The sequence below is a fragment of the Chitinophaga polysaccharea genome (assembly GCF_007829335.1).
GTDB lineage: Bacteria > Bacteroidota > Bacteroidia > Chitinophagales > Chitinophagaceae > Chitinophaga > Chitinophaga polysaccharea_B.
This window is the reverse complement of the sequence record NZ_VIWO01000005.1, coordinates 50,187-69,265: the sequence shown is the minus strand read 5'-3', so window position 1 is coordinate 69,265 and position 19,079 is coordinate 50,187. Positions and strand designations below refer to the sequence as shown.

Below are 19,079 nucleotides of genomic sequence, written 5' to 3'. Positions count from 1 at the left end.
ACAGGGACTTCTCTCATTTAAAATATTTATTCTTCTGGTTCTTCCCCGTCGCCATCGCCGCCCAGCGCGAAATTCATCATCGTGCCAAGCAGGTCGCTGAAGCGGGTTTCATTTTCCACCACTTTTTTGCTGATGAGCGAGTACGACGACAAGCCATGGAGCACAAATTCCATGAGCAGCAGTGCTTCCTTGTTATTGGCTTTGGGAAAGCGGGCCTTCACCAGTTCCTTGAGTCCTTCTACCCGGGAGAGGGTAGCTTCGTATTGTTTGTCGCTGATATCCTGGAGCAGCTGTACGGCATTGCCTTTGTCGAACCACTGTATCACGCTGCGGTAGGGATTTTCTGCCGGAGCGTTTTGCTTCTTTTTCTTAAAGGAGTCAGGATTGGGAAAATAGGTGGCAAAGAGGGTACGGATCGATTTATCCAGCAGGTTATGGGCTACCTGTAGCGGGCCTTCCTGTTCTCCTTCATATACCAGTTCTATTTTACCGGTAATAGCCGGGATAATGGCCTGTAGGTCGGCAATGCGTACCTGTGTTTCCTTTTCCTTATTGATAATAGCGCGGCGTTCCCCGGCACTCACCGCATTTTCGTAAGCGGCAATGGTGAGGCGGGCAGATACCCCGCTTTTCTTGTCTACGTATTCGCTGGTGCGTGCTTCAAAAGATACTTGTTCTATGAGGCGTTTTACCATATCGGCAATCTGCACTTTGGCTTGTTGGTCGTCGTGTATATCGGCTTCCTGTTCGGTGATCAGCAGGGCGTTTTCGATGGTTTTAGGGTAGTGGGTAATGATCTGGCTCTCTATCCGGTCTTTCAGCGGCGTAACGATAGAGCCACGGTTCGTATAGTCTTCCGGGTTAGCGGTAAATACGAACAGGATATCCAGCGGCATTCTCACTTTAAAGCCCCTGATCTGGATATCGCCTTCCTGTAAAATATTAAAGAGCGATACCTGTATACGGGCCTGCAGATCGGGCAATTCGTTGATCACGAAGATACCGCGGTTAGAGCGGGGAATGATGCCGAAGTGGATCACGCGCTCGTCGGCATAGCTGAGTTTCAGGTTGGCGGCTTTGATCGGGTCTATATCACCTACCAGGTCGGCTACGGAAACATCCGGTGTGGCCAGCTTTTCGCCGTACCGTGCGCTGCTATGTACCCAGGCGATGGGTGTTTGATCGCCCTTTTCGGCGATCAGGTCAATCGCGTAGCGGGATAGCGGATTAAACGGATCATCGTTTACTTCTGAGCCTTCCACGATGGGAATGTATTCATCGAGCAGGTCGGTCATTTGCCGGGCCATCCTGGTTTTGGCCTGTCCGCGTAAACCGAGGAAAAGTATGTTGTGCCTGGATAACAGGGCTCTTTCAGTATCGGGGATCACGGTATCTTCATAGCCTATGATACCGGGGAAGGTGCTTTCCTTATTTTGTAATTTTTTAATCAGGTTTCGTCTGATCTCTTCTTTTACGGAAACTGGTTTATAGCCACTTTTTTTGAGCTCGCCTAATGTTTTTATGCTGGTATTCATCTGAGATATTTACGAGTGATATATGTTTAATAGAACTTTCTTTTCCCGTTTTCGAAGTCCCGGAAAAGAAATTGTCCCAATTTATCGGTGCCGGAAAAGAAGGCTTTACCGTTGTTGGTTTCTGTAAATTCCTGTACAAACTGCTGCAGCCATGGATCGGTGGCCACCATGAACGTAGTGATAGGAATTTTTAATTTTTTGCATTGGGCGGCCAGGTTCAGGGTACGGTTCAGTATTTTCCTGTCGAGGCCAAAGCTGTTTTTATAATATTGCGACCCAATCTTCAGGCAGGTGGGTTTACCATCTGTGATCATGAAAATTTGCTTGTTGGGATTGCGCCGGCGGCGCAGTAAGTCCATGGCCAGTTCCAGTCCGGCTACCGTATTGGTATGGAAGGGGCCCACCTGCAGGTAGGGCAGGTCTTTGATTTCGATCTGCCAGGCGTCGTTCCCAAAAACGATGATATCCAGGGTATCTTTGGGATAGCGGGTGGTGATCAGCTCCGCCAGCGCCATAGCCACCTTTTTGGCCGGGGTGATCCTGTCTTCTCCATATAAGATCATGGAGTGGGAGATGTCGATCATGAGGGCGGTAGACGTCTGGGTTTTGAAGTCGGTTTCCTTCACTTCCAGGTCGTCCTGCTGGATAGAAAAGCTGTCGATACCGTGATTGATCTGGGCATTCCGGATGGAAGCCGTAATATCCAGCTGATCTACCCCGTCGCCGAATTCAAACGGGCGGGTTTCGGCATTGAGTTCGTCGCCCATGCCCGATTTGCGGATGTTATGGTTGCCGGTAGCAGATTTTTTGAGTTTACCGAAGATCTCTTCCAGGGCATTTTTACGGATGGTTTGTTCTGCCTTGGAAGTGATTTCTATTTCGCCGCTTTCCTCATTTTCGCGGATATACCCCTTGTTTTTCAACTCCTCAATAAAGTCGCCTATACCATACTCCTGGTTGGTGAGCTGGTACTGGTTATCCAGCTCGGTGAGCCATTGCAGTGCTTCTGTCACATCCCCGCTGGTGTAGGTAAGAAGTTGGGTGAAAAGGTCCAGTAGTTTCTGGAAGGGTGTTTTCTTATTATCGTCCGGGTTGAACCTGGTAAATTGTATTCCTCTCATAGCACGTCTTCTGAATTAAATTTACCACTTTTAGGGGAATGAAGAAAGGGGAGAGAGAAAAGTGACCACATGGTAACAATTGCCGGCGATCTGGCCACGGGGTAATTTCTTCTCCGAAAACTTGCATTTTACCTTGAAAGCAATTACTTTCAATCATCAAAAAAATAACTATATGAAAAAACTGAGAAATGCATTGATGCTGGCGGGTGGCCTGGCAGTTGCATTATTTGCAAAGTCCGCGGCTGCACAAAGCAGGGCAGATGCATTGGGCTGGAAGCTGGGAGCGCAGGCATGGACATTCAATCATTTTACCCTGGCGGAGGCCCTGGATAAGATGGATAGCTGCGGTATCCAGTATGTGGAAGCTTTTCCCGGACAAACCATTGGTGGCGGTATAGAAGGTAAATTCGACTACCATATGTCACCCGACAAACAAGAGCAGGTAAAAGCCCTGTTTAAAAAGAAACACAAAGTATTAATGGCTTTCGGCGTGGTAGTACCTACTTCCGCGGCAGAATGGCGTATGCTGTTTGATTTTGCCAACAGGATGGGTATCCAGAGCATCACTTCTGAGCCTAAAGAAGAAGACCTGGATCTGATTTCTTCCCTGTGCGACCAATACCAGATCAAACTGGCTATCCACGACCACCCCAAACCCAGTCATTACTGGAACCCCGACATCGTGCTGGCCGCTATCAAAGGCAGAAGCAAGCTGATGGGCGCTTGTGCTGATATCGGTCACTGGGTACGTTCCGGCCTGGACCCGGTAGAGTGCATCAAAAAACTGGATGGTCATATCATCAGCCTGCACTTCAAAGACCTGGATAATAAATCGCCTGAATCTCACGACGTAGTATGGGGCAATGGTGTAAGCCAGATGCCTAAAGTGCTGGAAACACTGAAAAACCAGAAGTTCAAAGGACTGTTTTCTGCAGAATACGAGTACAACTGGGATAACAACGTGCCAGAAGTGAAAGCCAGCGCTGCTTTCTGGAGAACAATGGTGAGCAACCTGTAGTTTATAGCGAGTCGCGAAGATATTGTCCGGAGGTCATGGGTAGTACCATGGCTTCCGGATTTTTTGTTTTAGATGGGTGATGCGAAGATTAGGAGGGGTATTCACCGCATATTTTGCGGAGAATAATAGCGCTTTTCACCGCAAAATATCCGGCGAAAAAAAATGGAGGCTGGCCCCAGATTTCTTTTGTTACCGAACCAGTAGAGGTGGCTATATAAAATAGGAAGGCCTCCCACACCAGAGCGTGGGAGGCCTTCCTATTTTATATAAAATGATTACTTGGCGGAATCAGGCGCCTTGGTACCATTGGAATCTTCCTGGGTATTTACCTGGAGTAATCCTTCTTTATTTCTCTTAGTACCATTTACACCGAAGTCAGATTTCATCTGGCCCAACCAGGTGATGAACTGCTGTGCATTCTGGCCATCGCGTTGTAAGTCGTTGGTCATTTTGCTGGCAGGCAGGGAAGCGTAGTAGCGTAATTGCTGTTCGCAATCCTTCACCACCTGCGCCGACAACTCCTCTGCTCTCTTCGCATCACCAGCCATGTAGTAAGCATAGATGGTTTGGATGGAAGTGTAGTTGTGCATGTTACCCGGAGTAGTCATCGCATAAGGGAAGTTAGTTTCCATGATGTTTTTATCCATGTAACGGAGCACGTTGAGGGCGCTGTCTTTAGATTTGCCTTCCTGGGTCATGGCTACCGACAGTTTAGTGAATGCCTGGCGGAGGTACATGATCATTTTCCTGTTAGGTTCATCGAAGTAGGTGCCGCGGATTTGTGCGCCACCGAATTCGAACTTATGCATCAGGTTATCATACATTGCCCCTACGTTGGCGTTGATGTCCATACCCAGTGGGTCTTGTGCGGTTTGCTTAGGCAATGGCACCAGGTGGTAGGTAAGACCGTCTGTTTGCAGGTATTCATTCAGGCCAAGGTCTGTTGGGCTGGTGAAGTAGATCGGGCGTTTCCAGTTGTTGGTAGCAATGATATCGTATACCGCGAGATCATTCTTCAACAGGAAGTTTTTGCTGATCTTAAACGGCATAGAAGGCAGGATCTTCGCGCTGTCTTTTTCTGCTACCACGTGGTTGGCCAGTACGGCTTGTTTATCTACCGGCACATACAGCTGACGGGTAGGCAGGAAGTTTTCAGAGCCGCCATCCTGGGTAGTCACTTTACTGTTTACATCATCACTTCCCATGAAGGCCACGATTTCTTTCAGGTTAAAGGACTTATCGGCCGGAATATTTCCGGGGTCGAAGAAGCGGATGTAGTTGCGGTTTTCGCCTTTGTATTTATCCGGTGTCCACGACATATCCACGGCAGGGCTTTGGTTTACGGCTCTGCGCATCTGGTCGATGTACCAATCCACCCCAAGGAGGCTGAGGTTAATTACCCGGATATCCGGACGGATGCCTTCTACTTCCTGGGCGTACCAGAGCGGGTAAGTATCGTTATCCCCTACGGTAAACAGGATGGCATTAGGCTGGCAGGATTCGAGGTAATCTTTGGCCACGTCTCTGGCTACGTATTTGGTAGAGCGGTCGTGGTCATCCCATTCCTGGAAGGCCATCAGCACCGGTACTGCCAGCAGGCACACAGCGGTGGCCAGGGCAGGGGAGAGTGCGCTTTTGGTTTTCTTCTTCAGGAAATTATATACAGACAGTACGCCCAATCCTATCCAGATAGCGTAAGCGTAGAAAGAGCCTACATAGGCGTAGTCACGTTCACGTGGCTGGTTACCGGCCTGGTTCAGGTAAATAACGATCGCTAAACCGGTAAAGAAGAAGAGCAGGGATACGATCAGGGTATCTTTGCGGTGGTTATTATATTGATAGAAGAATCCGAGTAGACCCAGGATAAACGGCAGGAAGAACAGGGTATTGTGTGCCTTGTTGTCCTTGAGACTGTCGGGCATCATGGACTGATCGCCATAGATCAGGTTATCGATAAATGGAATACCGGAAATCCAGTTACCATCTCTTACGTTACCGTAGCCCTGGGTATCATTTTGTTTTCCGGCAAAGTTCCACATGAAGTAGCGGAAATACATGAAGTTCACCTGGTATTGGAGGAAGAACTTGATGTTATCGCCGAAGCCTGGTTTTTCGCCTTGTTGCAGTCCCAGCCAGGTTTTGTAGTAGTCGGCATGGCCCTGGTCGTTGCTGGCATCCCATACACGTGGGAACAGCATCATATCATCCGGAGCATACACCGGGTCCATTTTCTTACCAGCTACTTCATATTTCTTAGCGCCACGGGCGTAGATATTACCGCCTTCCTTGTATTCCGTAGGACGTGCAGTGAACACCTGGCCATATACCAATGGGAAATCGCCATATTGTTCGCGGCCCAGGTAACCTACCAGGGAGATAGGGTTATCTACGTTGTACATATCTACCGACGGATTGGCGGTAGAGCGTACCATGGTGGTTACATAGGTAGAATATCCCAGCAGCATAAACAGCACGAACAGGATCGACAGGCGGCTGGCGTGGGTAGTTCTGATAAAGTCCAGCTTTACGCCTACCATTTTGAGGAGGTAGGGGATCGCCACGAACAGCGCAGCCAATACTATTTTAAAGAAGATAGTACCGCCGCTGGCGTCGTTGAAAGCGGGAACCAGTATAATGGTAGCAATAACGATCAGCGGTGCATAAAGCGCGAATTTCGGCTTACGGTAACCGATGATCAATATAGCGGTGATTAAAGCGAAGTAGAAGATAAAACCGGAGAAATAACCCATTCCCAGGCTATTTACGAAGAATACATCCATATAACCGGATGCTTTCACGGTGTCCTGGATCAGGTATTTCTGTACGATACCAGTAAGGCCGCAACCAATTACAAAAGCCCAGAAGGTACCCCAGCCGGTTACTTTGTAGCGTCTGAAGTAGTACACCATTACCATGGCGGGGATGGTGAGGAGGTTGAGCAGGTGCACGCCGATAGACAGACCGAGCAGGTATCCTATCAATACGATCCAGCGATCGGAGTAGGGTTCATCTGCTTCGTGTTCCCATTTCAGGATAGCCCAGAATACGATGGCGGTGAAGAAAGAGGACATACCATATACTTCACCTTCCACGGCGGAAAACCAGAATGAATCAGAAAAGGTATAAGCCAATGCACCAACGATGCCGGCGCCCATGATGGCGATCATTTTTTCGCGGGAAATTTCTTCCCCGGCTTTCACCATGAGGCGGCGTGCGAAGTGGGTGATGGTCCAGAACAGGAACAGGATAGTGAAACCACTGGCCAGGGCAGTCATGGTATTTACGCCCAATGCAGCCTGGGAGGGTTTCAGGAACATACTAAACAATCTTCCAAGCAACACGAACAATGGTGCTCCGGGCGGGTGGGGGATCTGTACTTTATAAGCACTTGAAATAAACTCGCCGCAGTCCCACAAGCTGCCTGTAGCTTCCATCGTTTTAATGTAAACAAAGCAGGCAATGATGCAAATGACCCAGCCGACCATGTTGTTGGTCCTTTTGAAATTCATAAGGTTGTTTTAAGGTCCGACAAAAATATAAAAAACAGCAAATTATGCTAATCTGGTGAACAGTTTTAACTTTTTGTAAATATCTTTTTAATTGGGAGCCTTTGGCTACTGGTTTTCAGCATCCTGTTTTGCGTTGGCGGGGACATTAAAAATCCATTAGAATTCAGCGGCTTTGGCCCCGGAATTACAGGCTTACAGCCTGGGTAACGGTCCAGGCGGCGGGTTTGGCATTAAAAAGCGGTTTGGTGGCGGCCCAGGTTTCCCGGAACAGGGGGGACTGCCGGTAGTTTTCAAGAGCGGCTTCGGACTCCCATTGGCTGAAGGTAAAATAGGTATTCCCGGAGGCGCCATGCTCCCAGAGCTCCAGGTGCAGGCAGCCGGGGAAATTCCGGATCTGTTGCTGTTGCCGGGTGAAGAGGGCCCGGAAGTCGGCTACTTTTCCCGGGTCAAATTCCATTTTAACGATACGGTTGATCATTGAAAAATTATTCTTACAGTTTGGTAGTATGACAGTTGCTGGTAGCCGGCGGGCTGGGTGAGCTGTTCCCTCCGGAAGCCCTGGAGGCCAAAGAGGCCGGCGGCGTTACCTTTATTGATAGCGATTTCGAGATAGCCGGCGGCATTGAAAATGGCCAGCTTGGTACCTTCCGGTACGTCGGCGTAGGTTTCGCTGATCTGGCTGATCACCTCATCGCGGCGGAAGAAGATGCGGAACTTGCGGCCTTTGCACTGCATATCGAATTGCTGGCGGGTGATGTTGACCACCACGTTCTCGAAGCTGTCGATATGAATGATCTGGCCCTCTATAAAGTCTTCCCCCACCAGTGGCTGCAGGTTGTTCTTTACCTGGATCTGCTGGGTGAGCGGTCCCAGTTCGCCGAGGGCCTTGCCCCGGCTTAGTTCCCTGGCGGCAGACGCCAGCAGTTGCAAAATGGTAAACGTATTCTTAGGTGCGTCGGGCGGAAGGGGCAATTTGATCACCTTCTCCGGCATACCTCCTGCAATCATGGTGAGCAGGCCATTATCGGCGCAACCGATATATTGCCCGTTATGTTCTGCTACCAGTACATGATCGGGTCTTTTATCAAATAAGTTGATTAATACAAAGTGAAAGGTGCCCAGCGGGAAATAGGCGAAGGCGCTTTTACAGATGTAAGTGGCCTGGGGTAAGTTAAACGGACTGATATGATGGGTGATGTCGGTAACATGACATTCCGGGCAGTATTGCCAGAGCTGCCCTTTGATGGCACCTACCAGGTAATCCTGCATCCCTATGTCTGATGTTAATGTTATGATGGACATGCCCGAAAATCTAAATCCAAATCCCTATGTTCAAAATCCCGTTCTCACCTTTTGTTCATTTCAGAATGGCAAGTTTAAATGTGCGCTTTCCTTCCAAAAAAGATGCCATGGGGGTTACGTGAGCTGAACTTAGTGCAAATAACGATAAAAAACCCGAGGCGATCGTATTTTGAACGGAATTTTTTCCCACTAACGTCAACGGCTGTTGGCTACTGTAACGGAGAACCAGGCTCCTTTTTAAAGTGATTAAATACCAGTCCATCCAACACCCCCGGCAAGATCTTACTCAGGAACACCGTGAGCTTTCCCTGGCCGGTAAGTACCAGCGTACGTTTGCGCTTAGCAATCGCTTTCGTAATTTCAGCGGCTACCGCCTCCGCGCTCATCAGCTTCGCTTCATCCAACGGCGTTTCACTCTGTGCATTACCTTCCGGATTCAACGCTGTATTACGTATGTTCGACGCCGTAAATCCAGGACATACCCACATCACGTTAACGCCTGTATGTAAATTTTCTGTACGCAGCGCCTCCAGGAAACCCTGCATCGCAAACTTAGAAGCAGAGTAGCCTGTGCGTCCCGGTAATCCCCGGTAGCCCGCAATAGAAGACACGCCCACAATAGTACCCTTGTTCGCCAAAATAGACGGAAACGCAAACTTGGTACAATATACTGTACCCCAGAAATTAATATCCATCAGCGATTTCAGCACCTTAATATCCAAATCACGGAACAACGCCCGCATAGAAATCCCGGCGTTATTAATCAGCACATCTATCTTACCATACTTCATCAGCGTGGCATCAATAAACGCTTTACAATCGGCTTCCACACTCACATCGGCCACAAAGGTAAACAGCTGCTGGCTGCCAAGTTCCTGTTGCAATGCCTCCAGCGCCGCCTGCTTGCGGCCACACACCGCTACGGTAGCGCCCTGTGCCAGCAGGTCAACGACCAGTGCCTTACCAATTCCTGAAGATCCGCCGGTAATAACTACCGTCTTATTCTGAAAATACGTATTCATGGGTATAATTTAGCGACACAAAAATAGGTGAGTAACATCAATTTATTATAAGGCATTTACAGAAATGTACTGAACTATTTTGGGTGTTTATGCGTTATAATAAACCACAGCAGCGGGTTCGCGAATAAATTTGAATAAAAATTTGGCAGGAATGAAAATATTCCTATTTTTGCAACCGCTTAACAGCAAAGGATTCCGTAGCTCAGTTGGTAGAGCAATACACTTTTAATGTATGGGTCCTGGGTTCGAGTCCCAGCGGGATCACTACTAAATCATCAAAGGAAATTAAAGCCGCTTGAATCGTAGGATTTAAGCGGCTTTTCTGCTTTTGGTATGAAAAGATAAATCAGATCAAACGATTTTAAACGTCTACAAAAATGTCTACACTTAAAAATTTAAATTTAGTGTAGACATTTTTTTCTGGAATACTTACCAGTAAAGGGTTTTAGGACTTGCAAACCGATCTAAAAAACACCAAACAACACCAAAAATCGGTAACCAAAACTTAGTAGACTATGAAAGTAAGTCAGGATTTATCAATCCTTTATTATCTCCGGTACGACAACAATAACACAAACGGAAAAGCTACTATCTGCGTCCGTATCACTGTTACCGGATTTCCCAAAGACAGTTTTTCTATCGGCTATCAGGTCGATCCCTCCAGGTTTGACAAGAGGGCGGGCGTCGTCATGGGCAGATCAACAGAGGTAATTGAGATTAATAATCAGTTATTGCATGTCAAAGGTGAGCTACTTCGGCACTACAACCTGTTGAAAAAGCAGGGGTCAACCGTTACCCCCACTATGATCAAAAACGCTTACCTGGGCGTTCATCAGGAAAAACAAACACTGCTGCAAGTCGTAGACTTTCACAACGGGAAGTTTAAAGAAAAAGTAGATAAGGGAAAGCGGGAAAACAGCACCTACAAAAAATGGCTCACCACAAAGGATAAGATCACGGTCTTTCTTTCCGGCGTTCTCAAAATGAAAGATATCCCCTTGGAAAGAATTGAGTTTTCCTTTGCAGAAGATTTCTTCGACTATCTCACCCTTACGGAAGGTATCCAGGATAATACCGCCATGAAATACCTGAAGAATACCAAGCAGCTGTTAAAACTGGCAGTCCAGCGGAAATGGTTGCAGTGTAACCCCTTGCAGGATTATGTATGCTCCTATATCAACCCGGAGCGGGATATACTCACCGTGGCAGAACTCAGCGCACTGTATCATAAAGAATTCTCCATTCCCCGCCTGCAGGAAGCAAAAGACGCCTACGTATTTATGACGCTCACCGGCTACGCCTATAAAGATGCGCTGCTGCTCACTCCCGACAGTATCGCTAAATATTTCGACGGCGAAGACTGGATCGTGAAAAACAGGGAAAAGACCTGGTGCCGCGAAAACGTTCCCCTGTTACCGTTAGCGAAAGAAATCCTGCGGAAGTATCGTGAGCATCCGCACTGCGTTGCCAACAACGTATTACTGCCCATCAAAAGCAATCAACGCTTTAACGGATACCTCAAAGAAATAGCAGACCTCTGCGGCATTGATAAGAACCTCACCACGCACACCGCGCGGCACACCTTTGCAACCACCGTTACGCTGGCCAACGGTGTACCACTTGAAACAGTAAGCGCCATGCTGGGGCATAAATCCATACGCACCACGCAGATCTATGCTAAGATAGTCGCCAGTAAAGTGAGTGAAGATATGCAGGTATTGAAGCAACGGTTTAACCTTAAATTGCCGGAATCCATGCTGAGCAAGGCTGTAGCCTGATTCTAACTTATCAAGGCAGACAGGCTGAAAGGCCCGTCTGCTTTGGTAAGTGCCTGATTAACAACTCGTTAACATCTTCTTTTTGCCCGATATATTTTATTGCAATCCCTGTTGATACTTAGCGTATCACAACCCCAGACCCCGATCATGTGACTATGAATGACCATTACGCAATCAAAACTATACTGCGCACATTTTAAAACCACCAATATGCAACAGTATTACCCATTATCCTTTTTTGAAAAATTTATTCACGTTGACCTGCAACAAGCATCAACCGAACAAAAACATCCAGACGAACAATTCTACACGCAAGCCATTAAAGACATCATCAACGAAAAAAACAAGATCCTGGAATGCACTGGCAACTATCTGTACGACCTCCCAAAGGAAAAGCAGATTGGAAGGTTCATACAACAAAGTCAGCGGCAGCTGGTTGCACAGATGAATAGCATAGCCAGAAACCTGCCGGCTGAAAGCCTGGTCGGTGATGCCATGCCCACGGGTAAGCACACCTGGTCAAACCTCTACAAAATCCTCTACTTCCATCTGGCCGAACTACTGGCACACCTCGAACAAAAATTTGAACGGTATCTCGACATTGATTGCAAAGTTCCGCCATGCTACCTGCTAAAAGCCCAGGCTAAATTCCGGGAAGACATAACATTGCTGAAAGCGGGTTTTCTTTCCTCCGGCATAGATGAGCAACTGCAAAACGTTGTATTCATGCCCTTCCTGGAACTAACAAAGAACATTCATACCAGTTCTCCTATTACCTACCGGCAGCTGCACTACCTAACAGAAATGAATAAACGGTTATTTCAGCTGCTCGATGCCAGCGGAGAGCAAACTGTATTTCCGCAAAAGCTGCACGACCTGTTGCTGTTCATCAATTTCAACAGCGTCCACTATTTTGAATACTGGTGCGGCATGATCACCGAAGAGCTAACCACCTTTCCCACCTTCCGCGAAAAGCTGGAACGGCTAATGTTCCTACAGAAGAAAATTAGCCAGGCCACCTTGAAGCCCGCATTTGTATTCAATTCCCAACGTCTTCCGCTTCAACATAAAATGCAATCGTGGCTGGCAGAAGAAATTGTTTACCACAAGGAAATCAACGCCACGTCAGGCGCAGCGCACCTGCCGGAGGAATTAAGCCGCTGGAAAGACTTTAAAGTGCAAACCGTTTTTTCGGTCCCACAAATCGGCCATATTCTAAAGTTGTTGCTGGATAGCGGTATTTATGTAAACAAGAATAGGGCGGAAGTCCTGGACTTCTTTTCGTACTTCTTCACCTCCGTAAAGCAGGACAGCATTTCTCCCAGTAGCCTCCGGAACAACTTTTACAACGACAACGCCGCAGTGTCAAAGTCTGTACGCGATCTCCTCATGAAGCTGATCAATCAGTCACATAAAGGCTTAAACGTGGTTGCCTGCCTGATAGCCAATTGTTTCCTGCAACAGTTCTGATTTTACCTATCATGCACCGATTCTAATATTGTGAAAATAATTATATCAAATTATTTATTTTGATAATCAAATAGTTACAAGGGGTTGTAAAACCCCTGTAACTATTCTTGCGTGAGTAATAATTTTTCTTTTGCTGCCATAACAAACAAACCCAAATCATATGGCAGCAGAAATCCTCACCCGCGAAGATCTGGCGATCTTCAAAACAGAATTATTCCGGGAACTACGGGAGCTCGTCAACGCCCCGGCCCTCCAACCCAAGAAATGGCTCAAAACCTACGAAGTCCGCGACATGCTGGGCATCTCTCCCGGCACACTTCAAAACATGCGTATCAACGGTACGCTGTCCTTCACCAAAATCGGCGGCTTAATCTTCTACGACTACGACGACATTCTCCAACTGATGGAAGGCACCCGGAAAACCGTTAAGCGTTCCTGATGCCGGCGCCAGCAGCTCATACCAACTACATCAAACACCTCAATGCTTTCTTCGCACAGGTGCGGAAAGAAACCCGCTTACAGGCCAATCATGTAAGCCTCTACCTGGCATTGTTTCAGGTCTGGAACTATCACCGGTTCCAGAATCCCTTTCCCATCCTGCGCGAAGAAGTCATGCGCCTTTCCTGCATCGGCTCCCGGAGCACCTATGTACGTTGCCTGAAGCACCTGGATCATTGCCGCTACATTATCTACGCACAGGCCCGGCAGGCTTATGCCACCAGCTACGTGTCCATCATTCCCCTGGCGGATTTTATCGCAGATCCTCATCCTGAACAGCTATTTCTGTTTCAGGACCTTAAAGCCGCCTCCATGAGGCCCAAAAGTGAGCCACATCACCTGCTCAAAACTGGGCCACACACGAGGCCCAATATTGAGTCCGACACATGGCCCAATTCCGGGCCACATACAGGCCCAAAAGTGGGCCACTTTAATAAACATATAAACAATAGTAAACAGGAGGGAGAAAACAAGCTCCCGCCCCCAACAAAAAAAAATAAAAATGAAATTGAAAACCTCCCGCACGATCCGGATGCACCCGGCGCGGAAAATTCACCCGGCGCCGCGCGGCTTCTTCCCTCGCTGTCCGAGGTGCAGGAATTCTTTGCCGTCTGCCGGTACCAGAAGGTGGAAGCTGGCAAATTCTTCCACCACTACCAGGCCAACGGCTGGCGGCAGGGCGGCAAAACACTGATCACCGACTGGCAGGCCGCCGCCCACAAATGGATACTCAACATTCACCCACCCAAACCCGATCATCATGACAAACATACCAGACCATCAACCGGGGCAGGAAGACTCCACACCAATGAAAACAAAAGCTACTCAGAGCCCCTATGATTACTATCAGCTCTTCCAGCAGCTGGAGGAACATGGAAAGAATATCTACGGTCCCCGCTTCTGGCTCGATGATGTGGACCGGCCGGTGGTCGTCAAACTGCTGGCTTACTTCCTACAAGACGAAGCAATAGCCGCTGTGGAGGGGATCGACCTGCATAAAGGGATACTTCTCACCGGCAAGATCGGATGCGGTAAAACCTCCCTTATGACCCTTATGAGAGCCTTGGCGCCGGAGTCATACCGACCGCATATGGTGTCCTGCCGGCAGATCAGCTTTGAGTTCTGCAAAATCGGGTACGATGTTATCAGCCGATATAGTACCAACGCCTTTTTCCCCTATACCAATGTGCCGCGGGTTCATTGTTTTGATGACCTGGGCGTGGAGCAGACGGTGAACTACTGGGGGAATAACTGCAATGTGATGGGGGAGATACTGCTTTCACGGTATGATCTTTTTATTTCCAACAAGATGATTACTCATGTGACGACGAATTTGAATAGCCAGGAGCTGGAGGATGTATATGGGAATAGGCTGAGGAGTAGGATGCGGGCGATGTTTAATCTCCTTTCATTTGACACTACTGCAAAGGATAAGAGGTAATTTGTTTAAAATGAATAAATTATGATTTATGTCAATTGCATATTTTATTTTGGCGATAAAAAAAATGTCAAAATGTTTTGACGAGAAAATAATCGTCATTATCTTTGACGAGAAAATAATCGTCATATGGTTACGAAGGTCAAGAAAGAGGATTTGCTTTTTAGAAATAATACTGGAAATAAGTCAAGGGATATTCTTGTAGAAGGGTTTGTAATCCGAATCAAGGAGTTTGAACAGATATACAAGAACATCAAACGGTTGAGCGTGGGAAATGTCAAGCTGCGGCCGAATTTAGTAATAGGACAACGCGGTGCTGGTAAAACAACGCTTTTATATAGATTGAAATATCAAATAGAATCCGATCAGAATTTAAAGGATGTATTGTTTCCTATAATGCTAACTGAAGAACAGTATAATTTGTCAGAGTTAGTGAATCTATGGGAGACAGTTGCAAGCGTCCTTGAGGATAATTTTGGCTGGATTGGCTTCTATCGGGAAATTGAGAAAATTCTCATCAACAATGAGAGAGGCTATGAGCCTTTAGTATTTGATCTGTTGGATAAGCGGTTAAAAAAAGAAAACAAGAACGTCATTTTATTTATTGAGAATATAAGTGTTTTCTTAAGAAAACTAGATCAAGAAGCGAGGGATAAATTTAAAGAAGTATTCACATCCAATTTAAATTTTCATTTGTTAGCGTCTTCGACCTCTTATTTTGACGGATATATTAATTATGAGGAACCCCCTTATAATTATTTTGATGTAACAACATTAGGGGGCTTAAGTCGTGAGGAATGTGAGGTTATGCTACTCAGAATTGGAAGCCAATATGGAGCAGAGGAGGATATACGTTATATAATTGAGAATCATCCAGGCAGAGTTGAGTCCCTCAGGAGATTGACGGGAGGAGTTCCAAGAACTATTTCATATCTATTCCAGATTTTTCTTGATAACGAAAATGGTAAGGCAATAAATGACCTGTACATATTGATTGATACTCTTACCTTTTTATACAAAGCAGAATTAGACCAGTTGTCGCCTCAGCAACAAAAAGTGGTTGATGTCATTGCTAGAAGGTGGGATGCAGTATCTGTAAAAGAGATTACCAGACTTACACGTTTCGAAAGTAAGAATGTATCATCGATTCTTGCGGCCTTAGAGAAAAATCAAATGATTGAAATTGTACGTACAAATACAAAGAATCACTTGTATCGAATTCGCGAGCGCTTTATGAATATATGGTATCTAATGCGCTTTGGTAGGAAGCATGACAAAGATAGTATTATCTGGCTCGTTAGATTCTTCGATGCTTGGTGTGATGAGACTGAATTAGCTAAGAGGGTCGCTGCGCATATAGATAATTTGCAGGGGGGAGAATTCGATGTTAATGCAGCAATTGACATGGGAAATACATTCCTATCCTGTGAAAATGTGCCTCAAGAGCTAAAAATGCTCCTATATAAAGAGACTAAATCTAAACTTCCAGAAAGGTTGGCTAAGTCATTTGCGCCTGGTGATTTTATTTATCAAAAAATTCAATCACTTACGGAAGAGAAGAAATTTGATCAGGCTCTTGATCTATTGGAACAGGTGACAACGAAAGATATACAATATTATAGAATTGCAACATGGCTTTTTTTGGTCACTGGAAATTATAGTAAGAGTGTAGAAGCTGCTGAGTATGTTTTATCTTTCGATAAGAACGATGCTAATGCTGCTCTTATACTGGGGATTATTTATGAGGATCATATACGTGATATTGAAAAGGCTGAGTATTATCTTAAAAATAGCCTCCAACAGAATCCTATTCATCCATACGCTGCAAGTAGAATGGGAAATATAGCCTACAAGTACAGGCATGATCTTGTAGAGGCAGAGAAGTATCATAGACAAGCAATTAAAAAGAATTTCAAGTCTTCTCTGATTTTTCTTGGAGATATATTTCTTCGTGAGAAAGAATTTGACAAGGCAAAAGAACTATATTCTGAAGCTATTATTGCGAAAGTAGAGGGAGCGAATTCGAAGCTGGGTATTTTATATGCGACAATTAATGATACAAGAAATGCGAAAAAGTGTTTCAATGAGGCTATAAAGGCGAATGAAAAGGACGCTCTCATAGATATGGGCATCTGGTACCGTGTTAGGAAGCGCCCAAATTTCTCCAAAGCTGAGCTCTATTTCAAAAAGGCTATTGATGCAGGGATTGTAAAAGGCTACTCTCTTTTAGGTGATCTATATATGGAAGACTTGAAGGATACAAGAAAGGCAATAGAAATGTTTGAGTTGGGTGTTCAGCACAAAGACGCTGAATCCGCACATCAATTGGCGCACATATATAGCGATAGTAAAAATTACGAGGCGTCAGATGAAATGTTTGAAAAGTCGTTAGAGCTTGAGAGTGGCTACGGAGTTGTTTGTTACATAGGCAGTATTTATTCAAGCGGTCGGACAGATAAAAAAGAGTATGCACTGCACTTATTTAAAAAGCATCTTCCTCCATTCGAAGAGTTGGATTTGTCCGATAAATTGTTATATGCACGCATTCTGCTGTGGAATGATCGGGAAGAAGAAGCCTTGTATTATTTTCAAAGTACTTATACTGAATTATCGAAGGTTATAACTGAAGCTGATAATCAGGATAAAGATTTGTCATCATCTATTAATTCAGTCCTCAACCAGGTATCAAACTATATGTTTTTGTTGATTGCCAAAGAAAGATATAACTCGTGTTTGTCTTTGTTTGAAGAATCTAGAGTTGATTTTAAAACGATGTTGAGGCCAATTTATTTTCTACTTATGGAATATCTTAAGAAGGATTTTCCTTTAGAGTATCTGAAAGCGGGTGAGGAATTACAGGATACCATAAAAGAATTAAGAGTGGTAATCGATTTAATAAAAAAAAGAGTCTAGTTATATGAAAAAAGCGAAGATTTGACAACATCTCCGCTTTCTGAATCTTCAAAATTGCTTGGGAAGGCGAATTATGCTATTAAGTTATTGAAATGTGCATAATTATTTGAAGACTGTTTTGCCAAAGGTACATTTTTTTTTGTTAGCGGCAAGTTGTCCGGATATTTTCAATGCCGAAGTGGAAGGTTGAAGTAACAAAAAGCATATTACATGATAGTTTTTAGTGGATAGACATTACAAATGCGTATGGTCTCTTTTTTAAGAGATTTCATCAATGGTTGACCGATTTATTTTATAAACCAATTTCTCTCACTTCTGACGCCAGTCGTTTTGACCCAAATGCTGTACTGGAAATTCTTCCTGTAGCAGTAAGGTACGTCATGTGAAGTTTAAATGCAAAAAATGGCAGTATTAAATTATACAAAAAGACTATCGAATCTTAAGGATAGAAGATTTGATAAGGAACTTAACGAATTATTCGCATCCCGCTCGTTTTCTTCCAATGAAATTCCTGACAACCTTAAGTATCTATTGGAATCTATGAGGCCAATTGATAAAAAGTACAATGACAGAACTGTTTTGGCGGCGGATCGTGTAATGAATCACCTTGAGGCTAATCTGAAACTTCATTTTAGCAGAGCGTACAAGCGACAAGGTTCAGTTCAAACAAATACCAACATAAAGGTGCATAGTGATGTTGATTTACTAACTGTTATTGATAAATACCATTATATTGATCCACGGCTTCCTAATCTTAACCCATATACAGCCTCAGATCCATCCTCAGATATAAAAGATCTGAGATCAATGTCTTACCATACATTGAATGGCATTTACGATTATGTGGATAATAGTAATGAAAAGTGTATTTCTATATTCAATAAATCCTTGAATCGGAAGGTTGATGTAGTGTTTTGCTTTTGGTACAATTCGGAGGAGTATCAACGGACAAGCAATGAACACTACAGAGGTATTAAATTCAAAGCAAGCAGCATCGTGGCAGATTACCCATTTGCTCATCTAAACAATGTTAATTACAAAGGAGATGTAACCAGAGACGGGGCGAGAAGAGGTATTCGGCTGCTGAAAACATTGAAAGCAGATTCAGAGCCAGAACTCAATCTCTTGAAGGGATTTCAGCTAACGTCTATTGTTTATTCTATGCAAGATTCGTTGTTATATTATACACCTGGAAAGGATCTTGACATAGCTAAGGCTATTTCGTCTCATGTTGGTTATGTAATTGATAATCCTCTCTACAGGAAGGGGGTAAAAAGCCCTAATGGATTGGAATATCCGCTAAGTAGCGATGATATTGTGCCAGAACTTCGATTGCTGAAGTCAGATTTAGATACTCTTACTGAGGATGTTCAGAAGGAGCTATCAACGAGTTGGAGGGTTAGTGGCATGCTTAATTCGTATTAAGTAATCATGTCAGGGAAATTGTGTTTAGTTATAGTTTTAAATTTAATAAG

At 45.2% G+C, this 19,079-nt stretch carries 14 protein-coding genes and 1 tRNA gene; 9 read left to right on the top strand and 6 right to left on the bottom strand.

Annotated elements, in window-relative coordinates; all coding sequences use genetic code 11:
• Positions 1 to 26: 26 nt before the first annotated feature.
• Positions 27 to 1,535 carry a sigma 54-interacting transcriptional regulator gene (locus FHW36_RS17270; RefSeq protein ID WP_145670825.1) on the bottom strand — a complete coding sequence of 503 codons (1,509 nt, stop codon included), beginning with the start codon at positions 1,533 to 1,535 and terminating at the stop codon, positions 27 to 29.
• A gap of 26 nt (positions 1,536 to 1,561) precedes the next feature.
• Entirely contained in the window at positions 1,562 to 2,656 is a 1,095-nt protein-coding gene (locus tag FHW36_RS17265; protein ID WP_145670824.1) for a vWA domain-containing protein, read from the bottom strand.
• Positions 2,657 to 2,828: 172 nt separating this feature from the next.
• Here FHW36_RS17265 and FHW36_RS17260 point away from each other — a divergent pair, with 172 nt between their 5' ends.
• Positions 2,829 to 3,674, top strand: a complete 846-nt coding sequence (locus FHW36_RS17260; RefSeq protein ID WP_145670823.1) for a sugar phosphate isomerase/epimerase family protein — start codon at positions 2,829 to 2,831, stop codon at positions 3,672 to 3,674.
• A gap of 275 nt (positions 3,675 to 3,949) precedes the next feature.
• Here FHW36_RS17260 and FHW36_RS17255 read toward each other — a convergent pair whose 3' ends face one another.
• The 4 genes from FHW36_RS17255 to FHW36_RS17240 form a co-directional block, all read right to left on the bottom strand.
• Positions 3,950 to 7,183 carry a glycosyltransferase family 117 protein gene (locus FHW36_RS17255; RefSeq protein WP_145670822.1) on the bottom strand — a complete coding sequence of 1,078 codons (3,234 nt, stop codon included), beginning with the start codon at positions 7,181 to 7,183 and terminating at the stop codon, positions 3,950 to 3,952.
• A gap of 184 nt (positions 7,184 to 7,367) precedes the next feature.
• Positions 7,368 to 7,661 (bottom strand): putative quinol monooxygenase, encoded by a 294-nt coding sequence (locus tag FHW36_RS17250; protein ID WP_145670821.1) that lies wholly within the window; start codon positions 7,659 to 7,661, stop codon positions 7,368 to 7,370.
• Entirely contained in the window at positions 7,658 to 8,485 is an 828-nt protein-coding gene (locus FHW36_RS17245; RefSeq protein ID WP_145670820.1) for an SAM hydrolase/SAM-dependent halogenase family protein, read from the bottom strand. The genes FHW36_RS17250 and FHW36_RS17245 overlap by 4 nt, the downstream gene beginning before the upstream one ends.
• Before the next feature lie 209 nt (positions 8,486 to 8,694).
• Entirely contained in the window at positions 8,695 to 9,507 is an 813-nt protein-coding gene (locus tag FHW36_RS17240; protein WP_145670819.1) for an SDR family oxidoreductase, read from the bottom strand.
• 191 nt (positions 9,508 to 9,698) lie between these two features.
• Between FHW36_RS17240 and FHW36_RS17235 the strand changes: the two genes are divergently transcribed.
• The 8 genes from FHW36_RS17235 (at position 9,699) to FHW36_RS17200 (ending at position 19,029) form a co-directional block, all read left to right on the top strand.
• Positions 9,699 to 9,771 (top strand) — tRNA-Lys (locus FHW36_RS17235).
• A gap of 251 nt (positions 9,772 to 10,022) precedes the next feature.
• Positions 10,023 to 11,285 (top strand): site-specific integrase, encoded by a 1,263-nt coding sequence (locus FHW36_RS17230; RefSeq protein ID WP_145670818.1) that lies wholly within the window; start codon positions 10,023 to 10,025, stop codon positions 11,283 to 11,285.
• A gap of 210 nt (positions 11,286 to 11,495) precedes the next feature.
• A complete protein-coding gene (locus tag FHW36_RS17225) occupies positions 11,496 to 12,755 on the top strand; it encodes a hypothetical protein (protein ID WP_145670817.1) in 1,260 nt (419 codons plus the stop codon).
• A 160-nt stretch (positions 12,756 to 12,915) separates the two neighbouring features.
• Positions 12,916 to 13,194: a helix-turn-helix domain-containing protein gene (locus tag FHW36_RS17220; RefSeq protein WP_145670816.1), complete on the top strand. Its 279-nt coding sequence runs from the start codon at positions 12,916 to 12,918 to the stop codon at positions 13,192 to 13,194.
• Positions 13,194 to 14,093: a hypothetical protein gene (locus FHW36_RS17215; RefSeq protein ID WP_145670815.1), complete on the top strand. Its 900-nt coding sequence runs from the start codon at positions 13,194 to 13,196 to the stop codon at positions 14,091 to 14,093. The genes FHW36_RS17220 and FHW36_RS17215 overlap by 1 nt, the downstream gene beginning before the upstream one ends.
• A complete protein-coding gene (locus tag FHW36_RS17210; RefSeq protein WP_145671198.1) occupies positions 14,062 to 14,694 on the top strand; it encodes a P-loop NTPase family protein in 633 nt (210 codons plus the stop codon). The genes FHW36_RS17215 and FHW36_RS17210 overlap by 32 nt, the downstream gene beginning before the upstream one ends.
• A 126-nt stretch (positions 14,695 to 14,820) precedes the next feature.
• Positions 14,821 to 17,604 (top strand): tetratricopeptide repeat protein, encoded by a 2,784-nt coding sequence (locus FHW36_RS17205; RefSeq protein WP_145670814.1) that lies wholly within the window; start codon positions 14,821 to 14,823, stop codon positions 17,602 to 17,604.
• A 402-nt stretch (positions 17,605 to 18,006) separates the two neighbouring features.
• Positions 18,007 to 19,029, top strand: a complete 1,023-nt coding sequence (locus FHW36_RS17200; RefSeq protein ID WP_145670813.1) for a nucleotidyltransferase family protein — start codon at positions 18,007 to 18,009, stop codon at positions 19,027 to 19,029.
• Positions 19,030 to 19,079 lie beyond the last annotated feature (50 nt).

Bases quoted from the DNA above. Each gene is read 5' to 3' on its own strand.
- FHW36_RS17220 (WP_145670816.1), top strand. From the start codon at position 12,916: ATGGCAGCAGAAATCCTCACCCGCGAAGATCTGGCGATCTTCAAAACA.
- FHW36_RS17270 (WP_145670825.1), bottom strand. From the start codon at position 1,535: ATGAATACCAGCATAAAAACATTAGGCGAGCTCAAAAAAAGTGGCTAT.
- FHW36_RS17245 (WP_145670820.1), bottom strand. From the start codon at position 8,485: ATGTCCATCATAACATTAACATCAGACATAGGGATGCAGGATTACCTG.
- FHW36_RS17200 (WP_145670813.1), top strand. From the start codon at position 18,007: ATGGCAGTATTAAATTATACAAAAAGACTATCGAATCTTAAGGATAGA.
- FHW36_RS17255 (WP_145670822.1), bottom strand. From the start codon at position 7,183: ATGAATTTCAAAAGGACCAACAACATGGTCGGCTGGGTCATTTGCATC.
- FHW36_RS17225 (WP_145670817.1), top strand. From the start codon at position 11,496: ATGCAACAGTATTACCCATTATCCTTTTTTGAAAAATTTATTCACGTT.
- FHW36_RS17260 (WP_145670823.1), top strand. From the start codon at position 2,829: ATGAAAAAACTGAGAAATGCATTGATGCTGGCGGGTGGCCTGGCAGTT.
- FHW36_RS17215 (WP_145670815.1), top strand. From the start codon at position 13,194: ATGCCGGCGCCAGCAGCTCATACCAACTACATCAAACACCTCAATGCT.
- FHW36_RS17265 (WP_145670824.1), bottom strand. From the start codon at position 2,656: ATGAGAGGAATACAATTTACCAGGTTCAACCCGGACGATAATAAGAAA.
- FHW36_RS17230 (WP_145670818.1), top strand. From the start codon at position 10,023: ATGAAAGTAAGTCAGGATTTATCAATCCTTTATTATCTCCGGTACGAC.
- FHW36_RS17210 (WP_145671198.1), top strand. From the start codon at position 14,062: ATGAAAACAAAAGCTACTCAGAGCCCCTATGATTACTATCAGCTCTTC.
- FHW36_RS17205 (WP_145670814.1), top strand. From the start codon at position 14,821: ATGGTTACGAAGGTCAAGAAAGAGGATTTGCTTTTTAGAAATAATACT.
- FHW36_RS17250 (WP_145670821.1), bottom strand. From the start codon at position 7,661: ATGATCAACCGTATCGTTAAAATGGAATTTGACCCGGGAAAAGTAGCC.
- FHW36_RS17240 (WP_145670819.1), bottom strand. From the start codon at position 9,507: ATGAATACGTATTTTCAGAATAAGACGGTAGTTATTACCGGCGGATCT.